19 protein-coding genes are annotated in these 20,853 nt (G+C 64.5%); 4 read left to right on the forward strand and 15 right to left on the reverse strand.

Features of this window, described 5'->3' with window-relative positions; translation table 11 throughout:
* Nucleotides 1-59: 59 nt before the first annotated feature.
* On the reverse strand, nt 60-1,631 hold the full coding sequence (gene pgi, locus QN397_RS02330) for a glucose-6-phosphate isomerase (protein WP_323499930.1): 1,572 nt from the start codon (nt 1,629-1,631) through the stop codon (nt 60-62).
* Nucleotides 1,628-2,578: a transaldolase gene (gene tal, locus QN397_RS02335; RefSeq protein WP_323499931.1), complete on the reverse strand. Its 951-nt coding sequence runs from the start codon at nt 2,576-2,578 to the stop codon at nt 1,628-1,630. The genes pgi and tal overlap by 4 nt, the downstream gene beginning before the upstream one ends.
* A 273-nt stretch (nt 2,579-2,851) precedes the next feature.
* Here tal and QN397_RS02340 point away from each other — a divergent pair, with 273 nt between their 5' ends.
* Nucleotides 2,852-3,544, forward strand: coding sequence for a lipocalin family protein (locus QN397_RS02340; RefSeq protein WP_323499932.1), 693 nt, complete (start codon nt 2,852-2,854; stop codon nt 3,542-3,544).
* Nucleotides 3,545-3,552: 8 nt separating this feature from the next.
* On the opposite strand, the gene QN397_RS02345 is transcribed toward QN397_RS02340, so the two are convergent.
* From QN397_RS02345 to QN397_RS02360, 4 genes are read right to left on the reverse strand one after another with little or no spacing between them, the layout of a single operon-like run.
* A complete protein-coding gene (locus QN397_RS02345; protein WP_323499933.1) occupies nt 3,553-4,224 on the reverse strand; it encodes an HAD family phosphatase in 672 nt (223 codons plus the stop codon).
* A 34-nt stretch (nt 4,225-4,258) separates the two neighbouring features.
* Complete coding sequence (locus QN397_RS02350) at nt 4,259-5,311, reverse strand: ABC transporter ATP-binding protein (RefSeq protein ID WP_323499934.1); 1,053 nt, start codon at nt 5,309-5,311, stop codon at nt 4,259-4,261.
* Between the two features lie 13 nt (nt 5,312-5,324).
* Nucleotides 5,325-7,574, reverse strand: coding sequence for an iron ABC transporter permease (locus QN397_RS02355; RefSeq protein WP_323499935.1), 2,250 nt, complete (start codon nt 7,572-7,574; stop codon nt 5,325-5,327).
* Between the two features lie 33 nt (nt 7,575-7,607).
* Nucleotides 7,608-8,618 (reverse strand): ABC transporter substrate-binding protein, encoded by a 1,011-nt coding sequence (locus tag QN397_RS02360; RefSeq protein WP_323499936.1) that lies wholly within the window; start codon nt 8,616-8,618, stop codon nt 7,608-7,610.
* A gap of 166 nt (nt 8,619-8,784) precedes the next feature.
* Here QN397_RS02360 and zwf point away from each other — a divergent pair, with 166 nt between their 5' ends.
* Complete coding sequence (gene zwf / locus QN397_RS02365) at nt 8,785-10,260, forward strand: glucose-6-phosphate dehydrogenase (protein WP_323499937.1); 1,476 nt, start codon at nt 8,785-8,787, stop codon at nt 10,258-10,260.
* A 20-nt stretch (nt 10,261-10,280) separates the two neighbouring features.
* Here the strand turns inward: zwf and QN397_RS02370 are convergent, their stop codons facing one another.
* The 4 genes from QN397_RS02370 to QN397_RS02385 are packed head-to-tail and all read right to left on the reverse strand — an operon-like array spanning nt 10,281 to nt 13,562.
* Nucleotides 10,281-11,081: an SDR family oxidoreductase gene (locus tag QN397_RS02370; protein WP_323499938.1), complete on the reverse strand. Its 801-nt coding sequence runs from the start codon at nt 11,079-11,081 to the stop codon at nt 10,281-10,283.
* On the reverse strand, nt 11,078-11,683 hold the full coding sequence (locus QN397_RS02375; RefSeq protein ID WP_323499939.1) for an isochorismatase family cysteine hydrolase: 606 nt from the start codon (nt 11,681-11,683) through the stop codon (nt 11,078-11,080). Before QN397_RS02375 ends, QN397_RS02370 begins: the two co-directional genes overlap by 4 nt.
* Nucleotides 11,680-12,165, reverse strand: a complete 486-nt coding sequence (locus QN397_RS02380; RefSeq protein ID WP_323499940.1) for an aromatic-ring-hydroxylating dioxygenase subunit beta — start codon at nt 12,163-12,165, stop codon at nt 11,680-11,682. Before QN397_RS02380 ends, QN397_RS02375 begins: the two co-directional genes overlap by 4 nt.
* Nucleotides 12,162-13,562: an aromatic ring-hydroxylating dioxygenase subunit alpha gene (locus QN397_RS02385; RefSeq protein WP_323499941.1), complete on the reverse strand. Its 1,401-nt coding sequence runs from the start codon at nt 13,560-13,562 to the stop codon at nt 12,162-12,164. Before QN397_RS02385 ends, QN397_RS02380 begins: the two co-directional genes overlap by 4 nt.
* A gap of 160 nt (nt 13,563-13,722) precedes the next feature.
* On the opposite strand from QN397_RS02385, the gene QN397_RS02390 reads away from it, so the two are divergent.
* Both QN397_RS02390 and QN397_RS02395 read left to right on the forward strand, forming a co-directional pair.
* Nucleotides 13,723-14,916, forward strand: coding sequence for an ABC transporter substrate-binding protein (locus QN397_RS02390; protein ID WP_323499942.1), 1,194 nt, complete (start codon nt 13,723-13,725; stop codon nt 14,914-14,916).
* Between the two features lie 74 nt (nt 14,917-14,990).
* Complete coding sequence (locus QN397_RS02395) at nt 14,991-16,022, forward strand: helix-turn-helix domain-containing protein (protein ID WP_323499943.1); 1,032 nt, start codon at nt 14,991-14,993, stop codon at nt 16,020-16,022.
* A gap of 18 nt (nt 16,023-16,040) precedes the next feature.
* Here the strand turns inward: QN397_RS02395 and mctP are convergent, their stop codons facing one another.
* The 5 genes from mctP to QN397_RS02420 form a co-directional block, all read right to left on the reverse strand.
* Entirely contained in the window at nt 16,041-17,531 is a 1,491-nt protein-coding gene (gene mctP / locus QN397_RS02400) for a monocarboxylate uptake permease MctP (protein WP_323499944.1), read from the reverse strand.
* Entirely contained in the window at nt 17,531-17,710 is a 180-nt protein-coding gene (locus QN397_RS02405) for a DUF3311 domain-containing protein (RefSeq protein WP_323499945.1), read from the reverse strand. Before QN397_RS02405 ends, mctP begins: the two co-directional genes overlap by 1 nt.
* A 79-nt stretch (nt 17,711-17,789) precedes the next feature.
* On the reverse strand, nt 17,790-18,824 hold the full coding sequence (locus tag QN397_RS02410) for an ABC transporter ATP-binding protein (RefSeq protein WP_187054465.1): 1,035 nt from the start codon (nt 18,822-18,824) through the stop codon (nt 17,790-17,792).
* Nucleotides 18,821-19,834, reverse strand: coding sequence for an ABC transporter ATP-binding protein (locus tag QN397_RS02415; protein ID WP_323499946.1), 1,014 nt, complete (start codon nt 19,832-19,834; stop codon nt 18,821-18,823). The genes QN397_RS02410 and QN397_RS02415 overlap by 4 nt, the downstream gene beginning before the upstream one ends.
* Nucleotides 19,831-20,742: an ABC transporter permease gene (locus tag QN397_RS02420; RefSeq protein ID WP_323499947.1), complete on the reverse strand. Its 912-nt coding sequence runs from the start codon at nt 20,740-20,742 to the stop codon at nt 19,831-19,833. Before QN397_RS02420 ends, QN397_RS02415 begins: the two co-directional genes overlap by 4 nt.
* Nucleotides 20,743-20,853: the final 111 nt, after the last annotated feature.

Here is a 20,853-nt window from a genome sequence, read left to right on the forward strand (position 1 = left end):
TGTAGTCCCATGGGAAAACCCCAAAAGGATCATAAAGGCGGAGTGGCCGTGCAAGCCACTTAAGCTGGCGGACGCAGGCGCTCCAGCAAACCGGCCGTCGAAGCGTCGAGCCCGGACGTGTCCCCCGAAGCCAGCCGCGGCTCGATGTCCCGCGCCAGTACCTTGCCGAGTTCCACGCCCCACTGGTCGAAGCTGTTGATGCCCCACAGCGCACCGCTGGTGAACACGCGATGCTCGTACATCGCCAGGAACGCGCCAAGCGTTTCCGGCGTGAGCTTCTCGAACACGAAGAAAGTGCTGGGCCGATTGCCCGGAAAGTTCTTGTGGCCGCCAGCGTCCTGCTTGCCGACCATCAGCGCCTGCGCCTGCGCGATGCAGTTGGCCAGCAGCTTCGGGTGATGCCCATCGAGATCGTGCGATGCATCGCGCACGCCGATGAACTCGAGCGGCGTCACGTCGGTGCCTTGGTGCAACATTTGAAAGTACGCGTGCTGCCCGTTGGTGCCCGGCTCGCCCCACAACACCGGCGACGTACCGAAAGGCAGCAGCTTGCCGTCGAGGTCGACCTGCTTGCCGTTGCTCTCCATCTCGAGCTGCTGCAGGTACGCCGGCAAGCGCTTCAACGCGCTGTGATACGGCGCGATGCTGCGCGTCGTGAAGCGATGGAAGTTGCGATACCAGACATCGAGCAGCCCGAGCCGCACCGGCAAGTTCTGCGCCAGCGGCGCGGTGCGAAAGTGCTCGTCCATCGCGTGTGCGCCGGCCAGCAGCGCATGAAAGCCGTCGGCACCGATGGCCAGCGCGATCGGCAACCCGATGGCGGACCACAACGAGTAGCGCCCGCCGACCCAATCCCAAAAGCCGAAAGTCGTGTCGATGCCGAAGGCTTTGGCCGCTTCGACATTGGTCGTGAGCGCCGCGAAATGCTGCGCGATGTCGACGCCGCCGGCCTGCTCGAACCAGCGCTTGGCCGACTGTGCGTTGGTCATCGTCTCGGCGGTGGTGAAGGTCTTCGACGCGATCAGGAACAGCGTGTGTTCCGGGGCCAGACCCTTGAGCACGCCGGCCAGTTCATGGCCGTCGACGTTTGAGACGAAGTGAAAACGCTTGCCCGGCGCAACGTACTCGGCCATTGCCAGCACCGCCATCTGCGGACCGAGGTCGGAGCCACCGATGCCGATGTTGACCACGTCGGTGATCGTGTGATCGGCGCGTACCTTTTCGGCGTATGCCAGCATCGCATCGAGCGTAGCGTGCACCTCGGCCAGCTTGCCGGTCATGCCTTTGGTGGCCGGCGCGCGCAGCAGCGTGTGCAGCACGGCGCGGTCCTCGGTGGTGTTGATGTGGTCACCGGCGAACATCGCGTCTCGGTGCGCTTCGAGACCGCATTCGCGTGCCAGGGCCAGCAACAACTTTTCAGTTGCCACGTCGGTCAGGTTCTTTGACATGTCGGCGAAGACATGAGGCGCCGACTGGCTCAGCGAGGCGACGCGCTGCGAGTCCGATGCAAAAGCTTCGCGCAAATCGAGCGACTTGCCGGACGCTTCGAAGTGCGCCTGCAACGCGGCCCAGGTCGGCGCGTTGTCGGCCCGCAAGTAGCCAGATGCCAGGGGCACGCCCGCGGCGCTCAATTGGCCTCCATCAACTTTTCAAGCTTGATCGCATCGGCGGCGAAGGCACGAATACCCTCGGCCAGTTTCTCGGTGGCCATCGCATCCTCGTTCATCGCAAAGCGGAACCCTGGCTCGTCGTAGGAAGCCGGCTGGATATCGAGCTTGGCCGCAGCCGACGCATCGAGTGCATGCGGCAACGGCGCTTCGCTCGCCGCCAGTTCGCCCAGCAGTTCGGGGCTGATGGTCAACAGGTCGCAGCCGGCCAGCGCGGCGATCTGGCCAACGTTGCGAAAGCTCGCGCCCATGACTTCGGTCTTGATGCCCTGGCTCTTGTAGTAATCGAAAATCTGCTGGACCGACTTCACGCCCGGGTCGTTGGCGCCCGCGTTGGCGGCCTCCTCCCACTTGGCGCCACCTGTCTTTTTGTACCAGTCGTAGATGCGCCCGACGAAGGGCGAGATCAGCTTGACCTTGGCCGCGCCGCAGGCCACCGCTTGCGCGTACGAAAACAACAGCGTGAGGTTGCAGTTGATGCCCTTCAGCTGGAGCTGCCGGGCGGCCTCGATGCCTTCCCACGTCGACGCGACCTTGATGAGCACGCGCTTTTCGACGTCGATGCCTTCTGCGCGATACAGCGCCACGATGCGGTCGGCCCGTGCCACCGTCGCAGCGGTATCGAAACTGAGTCGTGCATCGACCTCGGTCGACACGCGGCCCGGAATGATCGACAGGATCTCGGTGCCGAAGCGCACCAGCAGCCGGTCGATCACCTCGTCGATCGGCTTGCCCTTGAATTTGGAAACCGCTTCGTCGAGCAGCGGTCGGTAGTCCGGCTTTTGCACGGCCTTCAGGATGAGCGACGGATTGGTCGTCGCGTCCTGCGGTTTGTACTGCACGAATTGCCGAAAGTCACCGGTGTCGGCGACCACGGTGGTCCATTGGCGAAGAGCGTCGAGTTGGTTCATCGAAACATTATCCTGCGCGATGTTGACGAATGCTTGTACCGGGATGAGCGACCTGCATGTTTTGATGCAGCCTGCCGGATTCAAAGTCACCGGCAAATAGCGCCGATGCCGACAGTCCCCGTGGTTCGTCACCGACACCGACTCGAGCGTGTGCGGTCCAGTATCTCGAACTCGTTACATCAGGAGGATTCAATGTCCTTTCGTCGCAGCCGCGAGCCGCTCCCGTCGTCAGCTTCTCGAACCCGTTTGGGATCCGAAGACCATTCCCGCAATGTGTCCATCGGAACCCTTGCGGCAGCCTTCTGCGTGGGCGGGTTCCTGACGCTGATCGCGTTGACCAGCGCACGAACTGCACGCGCTCAAGCCATGGGCGGCCCGGCAGACGGCGCGCCGTTGATGCGGGCGCCGCTGCAAGTCGTGGCACCTGTCGACCTCAAGCGCTACTCGGGCGTCTGGCACGAACAGGCCAGGCTGCCCAACCGGTTCGAAAAGAAGTGCACCGGCCCGGTGTCGGCCGACTACACGCAGCTGGCCGACGGCACATTCGAGGTGCGCAACCGCTGCATGCTGGCCGACGGTAGTTTCGACGAAGCGGTGGGCTCTGCACACGTCGTTCCAGTGATCGGCCAGCCCGGCGCAGGCAGGTTGAAAGTGCGCTTCGCACCTGCCTGGCTAAGTTGGCTGCCGGCAGTTTGGGGCGACTACTGGATCCTGAAGCTCGACCGCGATTACCAGGTCGCGCTGGTCGGCACGCCGGATCGCGACTACCTCTGGGTGCTGTCACGCGCGCCCCGGGTCGAGGAGGCTACGCTTGCCGCCGAACTCGAATTCGCACGGACTCTGGGGTTCGATGTCGACAAGGTGGTGCGGACTGGCGAGCCGGTGGGGTCGGCTGCTTTCACGCCGCCGTCGGGCAGTCGGTCGACGTTGCCACAGAAGCGCGCATTCAACACCACGACTCCCTGACGGTCGCCTCAGATCCGACGATTGCCGTCGTAGCGGCGGTCCCCAGTGGTCCCCGACAACGCAGTCATCTGACGGGCCAGCTGTTCAGGCAGCGCAGTCGGCGACTCGCAATGCACGGCGTGCCAGCCGAAGACACGCGCTGCGTCCACATTCGCCATGGAATCGTCGATGAACACGGTCACCTGGGGTTTCAGCGCAAAACGATCTGCCAGCAATGCGTAGATCTCGCGCTGCGGCTTGAGCAGCTTCACATCACCTGAAAAAATGCCGCCGTCGAACCACTGCAGGAACGACATTCGCCGCTCCAGCGCGCGCGCATACGGCACCGGCATGTTCGACAGGTAATAGAGCTTTAGGTCTTCGCCGGCATCACGGCGCTGGCGAAGCCCGTCAAGCAGTTCGACCGTGACCGCGATCGGCGCCAGCCGCTCGCCCATCGGGGCCAGCAACGCGTCGAGCTTGTCGGCCGGCAGGCCCAGGCGCGTCGCCATCAGTCCGATCGCGACGTCCAGCGGATGGGTGCCACGGTCGAAACCCAGCCAGTCTTCATGATGAAACATGTCGCGTGCCAGCGCGTGCGCGGCCTCGGCGGTCGGTGCATGGGCGCCGAGGTGCGTCTGCACCAGCGCCACGGGTTCCCATGTCAACAGCACGGCGCCCAGATCGAAAACGATGTTCATGCCGCCATTGGACCGCAGGAGCCACCCGGCGCGCTCAAGCCGCCGCAGGCACCACCGAAACGCCATGGTTGCCGAGCGACAACGTTGTCTTCACGCCGGCACCCAACGGACGCGCGAGGTCGTAAGACACCACGAACACCGCACCGAGCGCCGTGTCGAAGACGTACTCGTAGAAGCTGCCGAGGTAGGTCGCCTTGCGCAGCGTCGCCTCGATGCCGACGGCCGAGCCGAGGAGCCAAGCCTCCGGCCGCACGGCCACCCTGACGACACCCGGCGCCACGCTGCTGTAGCGCGACCCCAGCGTGAGCGGGCCGAGCGTGACCACGCCATCGGGCTGCGCCATGGCCGGGAACACCATCGCCTCGCCCATGAAGCCGGCGACGAATTCGCTTTCAGGCTTGCCGTAGAGCTGCTCGGGCGTGCCGCGTTGCGCAATGACGCCTTCGTCCATCACGATGATCTGGTCGCTCACCGCCAGCGCCTCGCTCTGGTCGTGCGTGACATAGGCGACCGTCAGCTTCAGCCGTTGCTGCAGCGTGCGGATCTCTTCGCGCATCTCGCGGCGCAGGCGGGCGTCGAGGTTCGACAACGGCTCGTCGAACAACAGCACCGCGGGCTCCAGCACCAGCGCGCGCGCCAGCGCCACGCGTTGCTGCTGTCCGCCGGACAACTCGCTGGGCAAACGCGTGTCGAAGCCGACAAGTCCGACACCGCGCAAGGCCTCGCGCGCACGCGACGTCGCCTCGTCTTTCTTGACGCCGCTCATGCGCAAACCGTAGGCGACGTTCTGGATCACGTCCATGTGCGGAAAGAGCGCGTAGCTCTGGAACATCATGCTGACGTTGCGCTCGGCCGGCCCGAGCGTCGTGACGTCGCGGCCACCCATGAAGATCGAGCCCGAGGTCGGCGATTCGAGCCCCGCGATCATGCGCAGCGTGGTCGTCTTGCCGCAGCCCGACGGACCCAGGATGGTGGTCAGCGTGCCTTGCGGCACTTCGAAGCTGATCCCTTTGACCACGAGTGGCGCGTTGGCGCCGCTGCCGTAGCGCTTGGAGACGTTGCGAAATTCGATGCCGTGGGTCGTCATGACTACCTCGTGTTTAGTGTGCCGGCAACGCGGATGCGGCCACGGTCTTCGTGTCCGCCCCCGTGCTTGCCCCATCGGCGCCGCGCCGCCCCAGCCTGCGCTCGCCGACCGCCCACTGGATCAGCGCGATGACCGCCGACATCAGCACGATCAGCACCGTGCAGTACGCGAGCGCAACGCCGTAGTCGCCATTGCCGACGCGGCCGATGATGTAGGTCGTCGCCAGTTCGTTCTCGGCCGTGACGAGAAAAATCACGGCGCTCACCGTCGTCATCGCCCGCACGAAGCTGTAGACCAGCGCAGCCACCAGCGCGGGCTTCAACAGCGGCAGCACGATCTTGAAGAGCGTTTGCGAAGTCGACGCGCGCAGCATCAGCGAGGCCTCGTCCAGCGAGCGGTCGAGCTGCTTGAAAGCCGCGGTGCCGGCGCGCACGCCGACCGGCAAATTGCGAAACATGAAGCACAGCACGATGATGAGTCCGGTGCCGGTGAGCTCCAGCGGCGGCACGTTGAAAGCCAGGATGTAGCTCACACCCAGCACCGTGCCCGGTATCGCAAATGCCAGCAATGCCGCGAACTCGAACAACCCCTGCCCCTTGAACTCGTTGCGCGCCAGGAGCCAGGCGATCAGCAAGCCGAGCGATGCGGTGATCGGTGCCGAAATGCCGGCCAGCTTGAGCGTGGTGAAGAGCGAGTTCCACGCGGTCCCAGCCCACACCAGTCCGAACTGCGCCCACTCGAGCGAGAACGCCGTCTTGAAGTGGGCGAGCGTCGGGCTGTAGTCTCGGCCCCAGGTCTGCACGAAGCCCCCGGCAAAAGCGAACAGATAGACCACCAACGTGAACACGATCCAAGGAAAGGCGATGGCGTAGATCGTGCGCCGCACCCCATCGGGCAGCGGCATCGCGATACCGGCATCGCCCTTGCCGCTGACCGTGGTGAAGTTTTGTTTGCCGAGCAGGCCGCGCTGCAGCGCGAAAACGCCGAGCGCGAAGAAGGTGAGGATCCAGGCCAGAGAAGCCGCCCGCCCCGGATCGTTCTGCGCGCCGACGATGGCGAAGAACACATCGGTCGCCAGCACCGAGAAATCGCCACCCACCACCACCGGATTGCCGAAGTCGGCCATGCTCTCGATGAAGCCGACCAAAAACGCATTGGCAAGCCCCGGCTTCAGTAACGGCAGCGTGATGGTGAAGAAGGTGCGACGCCGGTCGGCGCGCAACATTTGCGCGGCTTCTTCGAGGCTCGGCGCGATGCCCTGCACCACGCCGCGCATGATCATGAAAGCGATGGGCGTGAAGGCAAAGAGCTGCGCGATGATCAGGCCCTTGAGCCCGTAGAACCAGCGTGACGGCTCGATCCCGAACCCGCTTTCCAGCAACTGGTTGACGACCCCGGCGCGACCGAATAACAGGATGAGCCCGAGCCCGACGACGAACGGCGGCGTGATGATCGGCAACACCGCGAGCACGCGCAACGGGTTTTGCCAGCGCCTGTGCCCGCGCTCGGCCATCAGCGCCATCGACGTGCCTAGAAAGGTGGTGCCAACGGCGGTGACCAGCGCCAGCGCCAGTGTGTTCCATGCGACGCCGCAGCGCAGCCCGCCGGCCAGACAACTCAGGCCCCAGATACGCTCCATGAAGACACGGCCGACGAAGGCCGACAGCGACGCATGGCCGTCTTCGTCGAAGAAGGCGCCGGCCAGCGCCTTGCTCACCGGGTAGGCGATGAAGAGCGCCATCAGCACGCCGCAGCCGATGACCGCTCCCGAGACGAACAGATCGCCCTTGAAGAAGCCGAGCCGCGCCAGCCCGAAGGCGCACAGCAGTATGAGCGCGAGCAACGCCACGAAGCCGCCGGCACCGATGCCGAACTGATTGACCGCGAGCTCGCCGAAAGCGCTGTTGAGCCAGCCCGCGCTCCAGCCCCGGGCACCGATCAGGAAGCCGGCGAGCGAAATGCCGACCGCGCCGACGAGCCCGCCGACGAGCAGCCAGCGGCCCTGCGCACGGCCGGCTGGCAGCAGCGCACCGATGGTGCACAGCGCGAGCCCGACGACGCCCGTGAACAGCCAGACCCGCCCGTGCGTTGCTGCCTGCAACACGCCATTGGCAGCCTCGTCGCCGCTGAAGATTCGGGGCAATGCTTCGTACCAGCTGGTGTCCTGAATGGCGTACCACGGCAGGACCACGTAGCCGCAAAATCCCGCCGCGAGACAGAGCCAGATCGCGGCGTTGCGCTTGCCCTTCACATCACGCTTCATCACGCTTGACTGGGTGCGCACTCGAGCCGTCACTCAATGCGGAAGCGAGTTGACGTCTTTTTCCCAACGCGCGATCAAGCGGCGACGCTCCGCGCTCTCACCGTACTTCTTGTAGTCGTAATTGATGAGCTTGATCTTCTTGAAGTCGGGCACGTTGGCATCGACCGGCGTCGCCCTGTTCGATGGCAACTGGTACTGCTTGGCGGTAGCGCCGAAGGTCTGCGCCTGCGGCGTCAGCGCCCACTCGTAGAACTTCTTGGCCTGCTCCAGATTGCGTGCACCCTTGACGATGCTCATCGAGCCGATCTCGGCGCCGGTGCCTTCGCTCGGCGTGGCGGTCTCGACCGGAAAGCCCTGCATCTTTTCTTGCGGCGCGTCGTGCACGAAGCTGATCGACACCGCCGTTTCACCGCGTGCCACCGCCTTGATCGGCCCGGTGCCCGAGCGGGTGTACTGGCTGACGTTCTTGTGCAGCGCCTTGAGATAGTCGAAGGCCTTGTCTTCGCCCATAAGTTGCACCAGCGTGGCGATCATCGTGTAGGCCGTGCCGCTCGATGCCGGGTTGGCGACCTGGATGTCACCCTTGTATTCGGGCTTGAGCAAGTCGGCCCAGCTGGTCGGTGCAGCCAGCTTTTTCTTCTTCAGCAGCTCGGTGTTGTAGCCGAAGCCGAGCGGTCCGGAGTAGATGCCGACGGTCTTGTAGCCCGACTGTTGCGCCTGCTGCTGCGCCCACGGATAAAGCTGCGGCAACGACGGCGATTTGTATTCGAGCGTGAGGCTCGATTCAGCCGCCTGCAGGTGCGGGTCGCCGGTGCCGCCGAACCAGACATCCGTCTTCGGGTTGTCCTTTTCCGCGACGAGTTGGGCCAGTGCCTCGCCCGAGCCCTTGAGCGCCAGGTTGATCCTGACGCCAGTGGTCTTTGCGTAGACCGTGGCGATCATGTTGCACCAATCGGCCTGCACCGAGCAGATCACGTTGACTTGCTGGGCCGACGCCGCACCAGACGCAACGAGCAATACCACCGTACCAAGAAGTTTTTTCATGTGACCTTACGCCCGACGTTGATCCTGCACTGCAAACAAAATGGCCCCCCCGGGCCACGGGTCAGCCTATCAAAGTCAGCGCGTTTTCAGCATCGGTACAACTACCATTAAAGTGATGCATGGTCACCCGTGCCACCCTTCTCCACCACCCACACAAGTCACCCCCATGAGTTTCGATCTCGTTTTGTTCGGCGGCACCGGCGACCTGGCATGGCGCAAGCTGATGCCGGCGCTGTTCCAGGCATTCCGACATGGCAGCCTTCCGGCCGAGGGCCGCATCATCGGCGTCTCGCGTGAAGACCTCACAGAAGACACTTATCGCGAACTGATCCGCTCGCGCTTCAAAGCCGTCGAAGGCGCCAAGCGGCCGAGCGAAGAGGAGTTCAAAAAGTTTTCCGAGATGCTGACGTTCCAGCGCATGGACCTGTCCAAGCCGTCCGACTACGCACAGCTCGCCGACCTGCTCAAAACGCGCAACGCCGAAACCGTGGTGATGTACGTCGCTACCGCGCCTTCGCTCTTCACGCAGGTGGTCGAGCAGATCGCCGCGGCCGGCCTCAACGGTCCGCAAACCCGCGTGGTGCTCGAGAAGCCGCTGGGCCACGACCTCGCATCGAACCAGGCGATCAACGCGGCCGTGCGCAAGGTGCTGCACGAGAACCAGGTGTTCCGCATCGATCACTACCTCGGCAAGCCGTCGGTGCAAAACCTGTTCGCGCTGCGCTTCGGCAACTCGCTGTTCGAGCCGATCTGGCGCCGCGAGCACATCGCCAACATCCAGATCACGATCGCGGAGGACCTGGGCGTCGAGAAGCGCGGGGCCTTCTACGACCAGACCGGCGCCTTGCGCGACATGGTGCAGAACCATGCGCTGCAGCTGGTGTGCGCCATCGGCATGGAGCCACCGATCAACGCGCACGCCGATGCCATTCGCGACGAAAAGCTGAAGGTGTTGCGCTCGCTGAAGCGCTGGACGCCCGAGACGCTGGGCCTGCATGCGATTCGCGGGCAGTACACCGCGGGCACGGCCTACGGTGAACGCGTGCCGGGCTACAAGGAAGAAGCCGGCGTGCCGCCCGACAGCCGCACCGAGACCTTCGTGGCGCTGCGCACCGAGATCGAGAACTGGCGCTGGGCCGGCGTGCCGATCTACATTCGCACCGGCAAGCGGCTGGGCTCGCGAGACGCTCGCATCGAGATGAACTTTCGGCCAGCTCCGCATGCGATCTTTCGCACGCCGGTCGGTGTCGCGAACAAGCTGGTCATCAACCTGCAACCGAAAGACGGACTCGAACTGCATCTGCTCGCCCAGGCGCAAGACCAGCGCGTCACCATCAAGGGCGGCGTGCGCAGCGACATGGTGCCGCTGGCGCCGGTGCAGCTCGACCTCGACTTCGACAAGCGATTCGGCGCAGAACGCGTGGGCGCGTATGAGCGCCTGCTGCTCGACGTGATCGCCGGCCGGCTGAATCTTTTCGTGCGCAGCGACGAGCAGGAAGAGGCGTGGCGCTGGGTCGAACCGCTGATCGACAGTTGGGGTGCCGACGGCGCACCGCGCCCATACGCCGCGGGCACTTGGGGGCCGAGCGCATCGAGCGCGATGATCGCCCGCGACGGCTTTGCCTGGGGCGAAGAGCAGTAAGCGTTTTCGGGCTGGTCGACTCAGGTACCGCGTTCGAACCAGTCGCGTGCCGAACGGCCCTGGTCCGGGCCGAGCATCGAAAAACCGCCGTCTACCGGTATGTCGGCACCGGTGACGAAGCGCGCTGCATCCGAACAAAGGAAAAGCACCACCTGCGCCACATCGTCGGCGTCGCCGGCACGGCCGAGCGGGTGCAGGGGCGCGGCCATGGCGTCGGCCCGCGCCCTGTCGCCACCGGCCATGCGCGACAGCGCGTCCGACCACGTCCAGCCCGGCGACACCGAGTTGACGCGCACGCGCTGTGGCGCCAGCGTCGCGGCCTGGTTGCGGGTGAGCTGCAGGATGGCCGCCTTGGCTGCCGGATAGAGAGCACGACCGGCCGTGCCGAACTTGCCGCCGACGCTGCCCATGTTGATGACCGCACCGCCTTGCTTCGCCAGCTCAGCGCTAGCCTTGTGGACCAGCAACGCGCCAGATACGAGATTGATGTCGAGCGCATGGAGCCATTCGGCGCGACTCGCCTCGGCGCCACGGTCGCCGTAGAACACGGCGTTGTTGACGACGAAGTCGATGCGGCCGGCGAAGTCGAGCGCCGATTGAATCAACGCATCGAGTACCGCGTCGGAGCCGATGTCGCCATGCACGAAGCGGCAACGCGGGCCCAGCGCCGCATGCAACGCGCGGCCGCGGGCTTCGTCGATATCCGCCGCCAGCACATAGGCGCCTGCATCGACGAAGGCGCGTGCGATGGCGGCACCGATGCCGGCCGACGCGCCGGTGACGATCGCCAATCTGCCTTCGAGCTGGCCGTCATGCGTCATTGCACCGCCTCGCGGTGCGTTGCCATTTGTGCCACTGCCTCATCGACCGTCACGATGTCTGCCAGCAACGAGAGCGTCTCAAGACTCGCAGCGTGCAGATGCGGCTTGGCGGTGCTGCACGCATCGCCGACCACCGCCACGTCGTAACCCAGATCACTCGCATGGCGTGCGCCGTGCTCGACCACGTAGTTGGTCGCGATGCCCGCCATGTAGAGCCGCGTGGCCCCTGTGCGCTGCACCACGGCTTCCAGACCCGTGGCCCAGAACGGGTTGTCGCGCTGGTGCGTGACGATGGCTTCGCCGGACAGCGGCGCCAGCGTCGCGAAGAAGTCGGCGCCCCATTGGCCTTCCTGCACCGCGCCGCTTTTTGCGACGTTGCGAAACAGCGCGCAGTTGGTGAGGCAGTTGGCATAACCGGGCGAGAACGCGATACGAACCGAGATCACTGGCACGCCGTTGGCGCGGGCACCGGCGATCAGGCGCGCCGCCGCATCGATCAGCAGCGTGCGCTTGGGGTCGTCCGCCGCGACACCGACGCGCACCTTGCCATCCGGATGGAGCACGTCGTTCTGGTAGTGCATGGCGAGCAAGGCGGCCTTCACATGAACACCTCGAGCGCTTCGTGCGGCGCCTCGCAATTGAGCAGATCGACGCGCTTCATGCGAATGCGAAAGCTGTCGCCCTCGCGTTGCAGGGTGTGCAGCACGCTGCCGCCGAAAGCGCGTTGCGCGTCCTTGCGCCATTCGAGCAAATGAAAGGTCGAGTAGACGATGCAGTCATCCGCCGCGCGCAATTCGAGCGCGATGTTGCCGATGACGTGCGAGGTGCGCGTGGCGGGCTGCTGTGAATAGGCGCGCACCTGCGACAACCGGCGTACGCGCATCGAGCGCAGCAAGGCGTCGTCGCAAAAGAGCGAGGCGTGGTCGAGGTGGTCGGTCTGTCCGCGCACCAGCGGCATCCAGTACAAGCCGTCGGGCGTGAAGAGGTCCATCCATTCGGCCCAGCGGTGCTCGTCGAGCAGCCGCGCCTCGTGGTGCAGGAACTGCGTGATGTGCTGCTGCTCTTGCCAGTCTGTGAAGTTCATGCGGCATCTTTCAGCAGACCGTGCTTTGTCGGCTCGGTTGCCATGTAGCCGGCCCACGCGCGGAACATGTTGCGCATCGGCATCTCGCTGTTGCCGTTGGATGCACGGCCACCGGGCAACGCCTCTTCGCGTCCTGCCGCGCGGTGCAGGCTGACCCAGTCGCCACCGTCGGAGCCCAGGCCTTCCTGCACGCGGTTGTAAGCCTCCAGGTCATCGGGCATCACGGTCGACGACGGCGAGTTGATGACGTTGGTGTACTTGAGCGCGCGTCGGAAAGTGGCATCCGGCGCGCCCTTCAACCTGAAGGTGAAGATCTCGACCAGCGTGCGGTCGACCGACAGCGGCCGGATCACGCGAATCTGCTGGAACGAGGTGTGCGGCGAACAGCTCGGATAGACGATGGTGTTGTGCCGGTTCACCCGCAGAATCTCGGCGGCACGCGCCGCGCCCTGGCGGGCTTCGAGCGATGCGACATACGCCAGGCTCACCGGATCTTTGGGCGGCGTGAAGATGCCTTCCATGTAGCCGTGGCCGCCGTCGTAGCCCTTGAGCTCCAGCTTCTCCCAGAACTCCAGCGGCTCGCCGTTGCCGTCGACGATGACGATCTCGAAAGGCTTTTGCGTGCCCTCGGGCATCGACTCGAACTCTTCCTTGGCGGCGCGCCACGACGATTCGTGCGTGGCGACCGCATGGATGGTGTCGTGCAGGTTCTCGAAAAAGATCTTCCAGTTGTTGCGCTGGATGACGCGCTGCACGCCGCCGGCCACCTCGACTTCGCCATCGGGTGCCCGGTCGCAGAAGTTGTCGAGAGAAATCGCCACGCCGCCAAGAAATTCGGGCAGATCGGGCCCGTCGGCCACCAGGCTGGCAAAGACGAAGCCGCGATACGTCGCCACGCGCGCCACCTTGCGCACGCCGTTCTCGCGGTCTTTCAAGTCCATCGCAGTGTCTTCGTAGCCGCTGCGCAAAGGCACCGCCAGCAGGCTGCCGTCGCACTTGAAAGTCCAGCCGTGGTACAGGCAACGCAGGAACTTTCCGGCACTGCCGCTGCCGTCCGGCACGATCTTCGCGCCCTTGTGCGGGCAGCGGTTGTAGAGCACATGGACCGCGCCGTCGGAGTGCCGCAGCATGACGACCGGCTCGCGCCCGAGTCGCGTGGTGAAGTAGTCGCCAGTGTTCGGCACCTGGCTCTCGTGACCGACGTAGAGCCAGGCCTGGCCGAAAACGCGGTCCATCTCGAGCTCGAAAATTTCGGGGTCGGTGTAGACGCTTTTGTGGACGCGGTCGGCCTGCACGAGCGTGTGGGGCGCCGCGTTTTTCTGGGCATGCGCCGTTGGATAGAAGCGCACTTCTTGTTGGACTTGTCGTTCGACTGCAATGTCGGTTTGGTTCTGCATGGGAGGCTCGCTTTCTAGCTACGAACACAGCTCCATTCTGGGAATGGTTTTGCACCGCGTCTGTCCGCTTCGAGAATGCCCCGCATTGCCCGAAATGGATAGCCCGCGCGGCCGGCGGCCACCAGACTCGCGAGTACATCAAGTTACTTCGAGGATCTTCATGCCCGCTCTGTCACAGTTTCCCCGCAGCCTTGCCTGCCTGACTTTCGCCTTGGCTGCGACGCTGTCTACAGCGACCGGCGCACAGGGCGTCAAGATCGGCCTCGCGCTCGACTTGTCAGGGCCCTTCGCTGCGCTCGGCGCCGATTCCAAGACCGGCTTCGCGGTCGCCATGAAGCAGCTCGGCGGCAAGCTGGGGGGCGTGCCGGTCACCTATGTCGAAGCCGACACCGGCGGCAACCCCGACTCGGCGCGGCAGGCGGTCGACCGCCTGGTGCAACGCGACAAGATCGACCTCTTCACCGGCCCGATCGGTTCGCAAGTCGCTCTCGCCGTCGGCCCGGTGCTGTTCGCGGCCAAGGTGCCGTACCTGTCGAACAACACGGGTCCGAGCGCCTACTCCGGCGCGCAGTGCAATGCGTACTTCTTCGGCACCTCGTACCAGAACGACGCGTACCACGAGTCGGCCGGCAAGTTCGCCTCCGACAAGGGCTTCAAGAAGACCATCGTGATCGCGCCCAACTACCCGGGCGGCAAGGATGCGGCCAACGGTTTCAAGCGCGCCTACAAGGGGACTGTGGCCGACGAGATCTTCACCAAGCTCGGCCAGATCGACTACGCGCCGGAGCTCGCGCAGATTCGCGCCGCCAAGGCCGATTCGCTCTACTACTTCTTGCCCGGCGCGATGGGCATCGCTTTCGTCAAACAGTTCGTCGCGGCCGGTTTGTCGAAAGATGTCACGTTGGTGTCGACAGCCTTTGCCGCCGACGAAGACATGATCGGCGGCGTCGGTGAGCCGATGCTGGGCATCTTCAACACTTCGCATTGGGCGCACGACCTCGACAACGATGCCAACCGCCGCTTCGTCGCCGACTACCGCGCGCAAAACGGTGGCCGCAATCCTTCGCTCTACGCTGCGCAAGCCTACGACGTGCTGATGGCAATGGACGCTGCGGTGCGCGATGTCGGCGGCAAGGTAGACGACAAGCCCGCCATGCTCAAGGCGATCAAGGCCGCCAAGTACAAGTCGATCCGCGGTGACTTCAAATACGGCGCCAACAACTTCCCGATCCAGAACTACTACCTTCGCGTCATTAGCAAAGACGCCACTGGCCGCATCACCAACAAGCTGATCGGAACCGTCATGACCAACTACGTGGACACGGGCGCACCGCTCTGCACCGCCAAGCTGTAGGCCTCAGGAACACGCCAAGGGCACGCTTGTTGCTATGACCATTGAGGTCTACGCTTACGGGCCAGGGAGTGCCCATGAACGCTTTGTCCAGCCAGCAGCTGTCGCCTTTGTATCGGCATGAGGTTTTTCGATCGCGTCATGCCGATGAAACGCATGCGCTCGTCAGCGCCGAGCTGAAGTCGCATCGCAGCCACTGGGGCCGCGGCGCGGTCGACTCGGCTTTCTACCGCGCCGGTTTGGGGCCGATGTCGTTGTGCATCCTGCGTTACGGCTGCGAAGTCGACATCGAACCCGACTCGCTCGACGACTTCGTGCTCGTGCAGATGCCATTGCGCGGACGCGCCGAGGTCCGCATGGGCAGCGAGCTGGTGCAGATCCATGCCGGCCAGGGCGCGGTGATTTCGGCGCATCGGCCTGTCAAGGTGAAGTGGCACGCCGGCTGCGAACAGCTCATGCTGAAGATCGAGCGCAAGCACCTGAACGAGGTCGCGCGCCAGGCCTTTGCAGCAGATGACGGTCGAGATCGGATCGACGACAGCAACATCGAATTCGAGACCCCGTTCAGGCTCGACGATGCCATCGGCATGCAGTGGCGGCGGCTCGTGGCGGGACTGGTCGCCTTGCTGCCCGCAGCCGCGGCTGTCATGGGCGGCGGGACCTACGACCCGCAGTGGTTGCTGCACTACGAAGACAACCTCATTCGCTATCTCTTGTGCCATCACCCGAACTCGGCGCGGCGACAACACGACGGTGCACGGCGCTCGACACAGCGAATCGACTTGCCGCCGCTGCGTCGCGCCGAAGAGTTCATGCAAAGCCGGCTCGCGGAAAGCCAGTCGCTCGACGACATCGCCCATGCCGCCGGTGTGAGCCGGCGCACGCTGAGCCTGATGTTTCGTCGGCACCGCGAGGCTTCGCCGATGGAAGCCTTGCGCAATCTGCGGCTCGATGCGGCGCACGCACAGCTCGCGAGGCGCAGCGCAGACAGCGTGACCGACGTCGCGCTTGGCTGCGGCTTCTCGCACCTGAGTCGCTTTTCGGCTTCGTACCGCGAGCGCTTCGGCAAGCTGCCGAACGAAACCTGGCGCAGCGCCCGGCTCTGTTGAGCCGCGGCGCCGACTGTTCTAGACCCGCGCCTCGCGCAGTGCCTTGCCTGGGATCACCATCTGCACGATCGTCGCCACGATGATGTTGACGATCAGCGCAGTCAGGCCGGTGTAGAGCGTGAAGCTCGTGTCGCCGAAGTGGAAGGCATGGACCGGCTTGATGCCGTCCGAGAACGCCAGCCAGCTGCCACCCACTAACCCGACCAGCCATCCGGCCAACAGCGCCGGCGCGCGGAACCAGTTGAAGAACAGGCCGAACACCACCGCCGGAAAGGTCTGCAGGATCCACAGCCCACCAAGCAGCTGCAAGTCGAGCGCGAACTGCGTCGGCAGGAACAGGATGAACACCAGCGCGCCGAGCTTGACGACGAGCGAGACGATCTTCGCGACCTTGGCTTCACCCGCAGGCGATACGCTGGGGTTCACGTACGGCTTCCAGAAATTGCGCGTGAACAGATTGGCAGCACCGATCGACATGACCGCCGCCGGCACCAGCGCGCCGATGGCGATGGCCGCAAAAGCGAAGCCGGCGAACCACGATGGAAAGAGCGCGTTGAAGAGCGCCGGCACCACGTCGTTGTTGGTCTTAACGGTGAGCTTGGCCGCATAAGCCATGTAGCCGAGCAGCGCGATCAGGCCCAGCAGCACCGTGTAGGCCGGCAAGAACACCGCGTTCTTGCGGATCGTGTCGGCGCTCTTCGCAGCGAAGATGCCGGTGAGCGTGTGCGGGTACATGAAAGCTGCCAGCGCCGAGCCGAGCGCCAGGCTCGCGTACGGCAACATTTGCGACGGCTTGAGGATGAGCCCTGTGGCACCACCCTTGGCCGCGAACGCCGCGCCTGCTTCGTGAAACACGCTGGCATAGCCCCCGAGCTTCATCGGCACCAGCACCACCGCGACCAGCACGACGATATAGATCATCAGGTCCTTGACGAACGCAATGAGCGCTGGGGCGCGCAGTCCAGCCGAGTAGGTATAGAGCGCGAGGATGACGAAGGCCGCGGCCAGTGGCAGCTCGCCCGTAAGGCCGAGCGCCTTGATGACGACTTCCATGCCGACCAGTTGCAGCGCGATGTAAGGCATGGTCGCGACCACGCCGGTGATGGCCACGGCCAGTTCGAGCGAGCGTGAGCCGTAGCGCCCGTACACCACGTCGGCAGCGGTCACATGGCCCGCGCGATGCGCCGCATGCCAGAGCTTGGGCATCACGACGAAGACGATTGGATAAACGAGGATGGTGTACGGCAGCGCGAAGAAGCCATAAGCTCCGACCGCGTAGACCAGCGCCGGCACCGCGATCACGGTGTAGGCGGTGTAGAAATCTCCGCCCACGAGGAACCAGGTGATCCACGTTCCGAAGTTGCGGCCGCCCAGGCCCCACTCGTCGAGGTGCGCGCCTTTTTTCTTGTCGGGCGCTTGCCAGCGCGAAGCTGCGAAGCCCATCGCCGTAACCAGCACGAAGAAGAAAACGAAGACCCAGAGGGCCGTCCAGTTGATCTGGCCGTCCATCACTTTTCTCCCCTGGCCAGATCGTGTCGGTAGACGATCCAGATTAGCAGCGCGGTGATGGGCACCCACACCAGCTGATACCAATAGAAGAAGGGAAAGCCGAACAAAGCCGGCAGTTCAGCGTTGTAGAAGGGGATCCACAAGAGCCCGATGAAGGGCAGCAAAAGCAGTAGCCACATGCTCTGTTCTCCGTGATGTTGTTGCGTTGTTCTTCAGTTCGCAGGCGTCCCGGTTTATAGAGCAAAGGCAATGTGCTCGCTAGAGGCGACCTTCTTCAACTGCGTGGCAGGCGACCTGCACGCTGTCGATGGCCAACAGCTTTGGGCGCTCGACGCGGCAGCGTTCGTTAGCAAACGGGCAGCGTGGATTGAAGGCACAGCCTGAGGGCGGCGCAAGCGGATTGGGCACCTCACCCTGCACCGGCGTGCGGTCGCGCCCGGTCGCGTGCATCTGCGGAATGGCGTCCAGCAGCATGCGCGTGTAGGGGTGGCGCGGCGTCGCGAACAGCGTGCGCTTGGGCGACACCTCCACCAGCCGACCGAGGTACATCACGCCCACCTGATCGCTCACATGCTGCACCACCGCGAGGTTGTGCGAAATGAAGAGATAGGTCAGACCGCGCTCGCGCTGCAGGTCTTTCATGATGTTGAGCACCTGCGCCTGAACGCTCACGTCGAGTGCCGACGTCGGCTCGTCGCACACCAGGAACTCGGGCGCAGTCGCGAGCGCACGCGCGATCGAGATGCGCTGTCGCTGGCCGCCTGAAAATTGATGCGGGTACTTGACGCCATCGAGCGGGTTCAGCCCGACCGATCGCAGCAACTCGCCGACGCGTTCTTTCAGCACTGCTTTTTCGGTCACGAGGCCGTGTTCGCGCAGCGGCTCGCCGACGATCGCCTCGACCGTCCATCGCGGGTTCAGGCTGGCGTACGGGTCCTGAAAAATCATCTGGATGCGTTGCCGCAGCGCACGCCCTTTCGGCGACGCAAAGGTGGCGTGCACGTCTTGCCCATCGAAGCGCACGCTGCCGCGGCTCGGACCATAGAGGCCGACCATCAGCCGCGCCACGGTGCTCTTGCCGCAGCCCGATTCGCCGACCAGCGCCATCGTCTGTCCGCGCGGAATCGTGAAGCTCACGCCATCGACGGCGTGCAGCAACAGTCGCGGCTGACGCTCGATCACGCGATTGAGCCAGGGCGCAGAGACGTCGAAGGTGCGTGCGAGGTCGTCGACCTGCACGAGCGGTGGCGGCGCGATCGCCGGTGTGGTTGTGAAAGGCAGCACTGCGCTCATACCTTCGCCTCTTTGCCGTGGGGCACATCGTGACCGTGCGCGTCGTGCAGCCAGCAAGCCGCACTGGTGGCACCAGCGGGAATCAGTTCAGGCCGCTCCTGCGTGCAACGATCGAAGGCACGCGGGCAGCGTGGGTGATAGGCGCAACCTTTCGGAATTGCGTTGAGCCGCGGCATTGCGCCGTCGATCTGGTTCAGGCGCTCGCGCTCGATCGCCATGTCCGGGATCGACGCCATCAGCCCTGCGGTGTACGGATGCGCCGGCGTGTGAATCACTTCGTGCACCGGGCCGATCTCCACGATGCGGCCGGCGTACATCACCGCCACGCGATCGCATGTTTCGGCGATCACGCCCATGTCGTGCGTGATGAGCATCACCGCCGCACCGCGCTCGCGGCACAAGCGCTTCAGGAGCTGGATGATCTGTGCCTGGATCGACACGTCGAGTGCAGTGGTCGGCTCGTCGGCGACGATCAGGGTCGGCTCGGCTGCCAGGGCCAAGGCGATGACGACGCGTTGCCGCATGCCGCCGGAAAACTGATGCGGATAGTGATCGATGCGCTGCGCCGCGGCCGGAATGCCGGTGTCTTCGAGCAGCGCAATGGCACGGCGCCGCGCTTCGCTTTCGTTCACGGGCAAGTGCGCGCGAATGGTCTCCGTGATCTGTCGGCCGACCGTGTACAGCGGGTTGAGCGAAGTCAGCGGATCCTGAAAAATCGCGCCGATGCGCTTGCCCCGGATATGCCGCATCTGCTGGTGGTTGAGATGATCGATGCGTTCGCCTTCGAGCATGATCTGGCCGCTGGCAACACGGCCCGGCGGTTCGAGCAGGCCGATGATGGATGCGCCGGTGAGCGACTTGCCCGCACCCGATTCACCGACCACGCCGAGGATTTCTCCGGGTGCGATGTCGAACGAGATGTCGTCCAGCGCGCGCAGCGTGCCGCGCCGACCGGGGAATTCGACGACCAGATGCTGGACGTCGAGCAGCTTTACCGTGTCGCTTCTCATTGCAGCCTCGGATTCAGCGCATCGCGCAGCCAGTCGCCCAGCAGGTTGACGCTCAGCACGATGAGCACCAGCGCAGCGCCGGGAAACACCGAAAGCCACCACTCGCCCGAAAACAGGAACTGGTTGCCGATGCTGATGAGCGTGCCGAGCGACGGTGAAGTCGGCGGCACGCCGACCCCGAGAAACGATAGCGTGGCCTCGGTGATGATGGCCGTCGCGACCTGGATGGTCGCCAGCACGAAGACCGGACCCATCACGTTGGGCAGCACGTGCTTGCGCATGATGCGCAGGGGCGTGACGCCGGTTACGCGCGCGGCCTGCACGTATTCCTTGTTGCGCTCCACCATGGTGGAGCCGCGCACGGTGCGCGCGTAGTCGACCCACTTGGTGAGCGAGATCGCAAGGATGAGCACGCCGAAAGCGACCGTGTTCTGTGCGTTGGGAAAGAGTGCTCGGCCGACCCCGGCGATGAGCAGCGCTACGAGGATGGTCGGGAACGAGAGCATCACATCGCACAGCCGCATGAGAAAGGTATCGATCCAGCCACCGCGGAAGCCCGCGAGCAGCCCGAGTGCGACACCCACCACCATCGACAGCAACACCGACGCGATGCCGACCACCAGCGAGATGCGGGCACCGTACATGAGCGTCGACAGGATGTCGCGGCCCTGGTCGTCGGTGCCAAGAATGAAACGGCGAGATCCGGCCTCGACCCACGCTGGCGGCAAGAAGGCGTCTTCGCTGCGAAGCGTGGCGAGGTCGTAGGGATTGTGCGGCGCGATCCAGCCTGCGAAGGTCGCGCAAAAAATGCAGACAAAGGCGACGAAAGCCGCTGCTATGGCAACGGGCGAATGGCGGAAGCTGTAGCCGACATCGCTGTCGTACCAGCGTGCGAAGGTTTTTTTCATTGTGGGGAGAGTGGCAACATTCAATGCAAGTATTCGATGCAAGGTGCTGCAAAGATCGCGCCCGCCACTGCGGCCGGCGCGACCTATGTCTGCTTTTGTCTTCTGTCTAAG

It is taken from the genome of Variovorax sp. RTB1 (assembly GCF_035018765.1).
GTDB lineage: Bacteria > Pseudomonadota > Gammaproteobacteria > Burkholderiales > Burkholderiaceae_C > Variovorax.

Bases quoted from the DNA above. Each gene is read 5' to 3' on its own strand.
- tal (WP_323499931.1), bottom strand. From the start codon at position 2,578: ATGAACCAACTCGACGCTCTTCGCCAATGGACCACCGTGGTCGCCGAC.
- QN397_RS02345 (WP_323499933.1), bottom strand. From the start codon at position 4,224: ATGAACATCGTTTTCGATCTGGGCGCCGTGCTGTTGACATGGGAACCC.
- QN397_RS02350 (WP_323499934.1), bottom strand. From the start codon at position 5,311: ATGACGACCCACGGCATCGAATTTCGCAACGTCTCCAAGCGCTACGGC.
- QN397_RS02355 (WP_323499935.1), bottom strand. From the start codon at position 7,574: ATGAAGCGTGATGTGAAGGGCAAGCGCAACGCCGCGATCTGGCTCTGT.
- QN397_RS02360 (WP_323499936.1), bottom strand. From the start codon at position 8,618: ATGAAAAAACTTCTTGGTACGGTGGTATTGCTCGTTGCGTCTGGTGCG.
- zwf (WP_323499937.1), top strand. From the start codon at position 8,785: ATGAGTTTCGATCTCGTTTTGTTCGGCGGCACCGGCGACCTGGCATGG.
- QN397_RS02370 (WP_323499938.1), bottom strand. From the start codon at position 11,081: ATGACGCATGACGGCCAGCTCGAAGGCAGATTGGCGATCGTCACCGGC.
- QN397_RS02380 (WP_323499940.1), bottom strand. From the start codon at position 12,165: ATGAACTTCACAGACTGGCAAGAGCAGCAGCACATCACGCAGTTCCTG.
- QN397_RS02385 (WP_323499941.1), bottom strand. From the start codon at position 13,562: ATGCAGAACCAAACCGACATTGCAGTCGAACGACAAGTCCAACAAGAA.
- QN397_RS02390 (WP_323499942.1), top strand. From the start codon at position 13,723: ATGCCCGCTCTGTCACAGTTTCCCCGCAGCCTTGCCTGCCTGACTTTC.
- QN397_RS02395 (WP_323499943.1), top strand. From the start codon at position 14,991: ATGAACGCTTTGTCCAGCCAGCAGCTGTCGCCTTTGTATCGGCATGAG.
- mctP (WP_323499944.1), bottom strand. From the start codon at position 17,531: ATGGACGGCCAGATCAACTGGACGGCCCTCTGGGTCTTCGTTTTCTTC.
- QN397_RS02405 (WP_323499945.1), bottom strand. From the start codon at position 17,710: ATGTGGCTACTGCTTTTGCTGCCCTTCATCGGGCTCTTGTGGATCCCC.
- QN397_RS02410 (WP_187054465.1), bottom strand. From the start codon at position 18,824: ATGAGCGCAGTGCTGCCTTTCACAACCACACCGGCGATCGCGCCGCCA.
- QN397_RS02415 (WP_323499946.1), bottom strand. From the start codon at position 19,834: ATGAGAAGCGACACGGTAAAGCTGCTCGACGTCCAGCATCTGGTCGTC.
- QN397_RS02420 (WP_323499947.1), bottom strand. From the start codon at position 20,742: ATGAAAAAAACCTTCGCACGCTGGTACGACAGCGATGTCGGCTACAGC.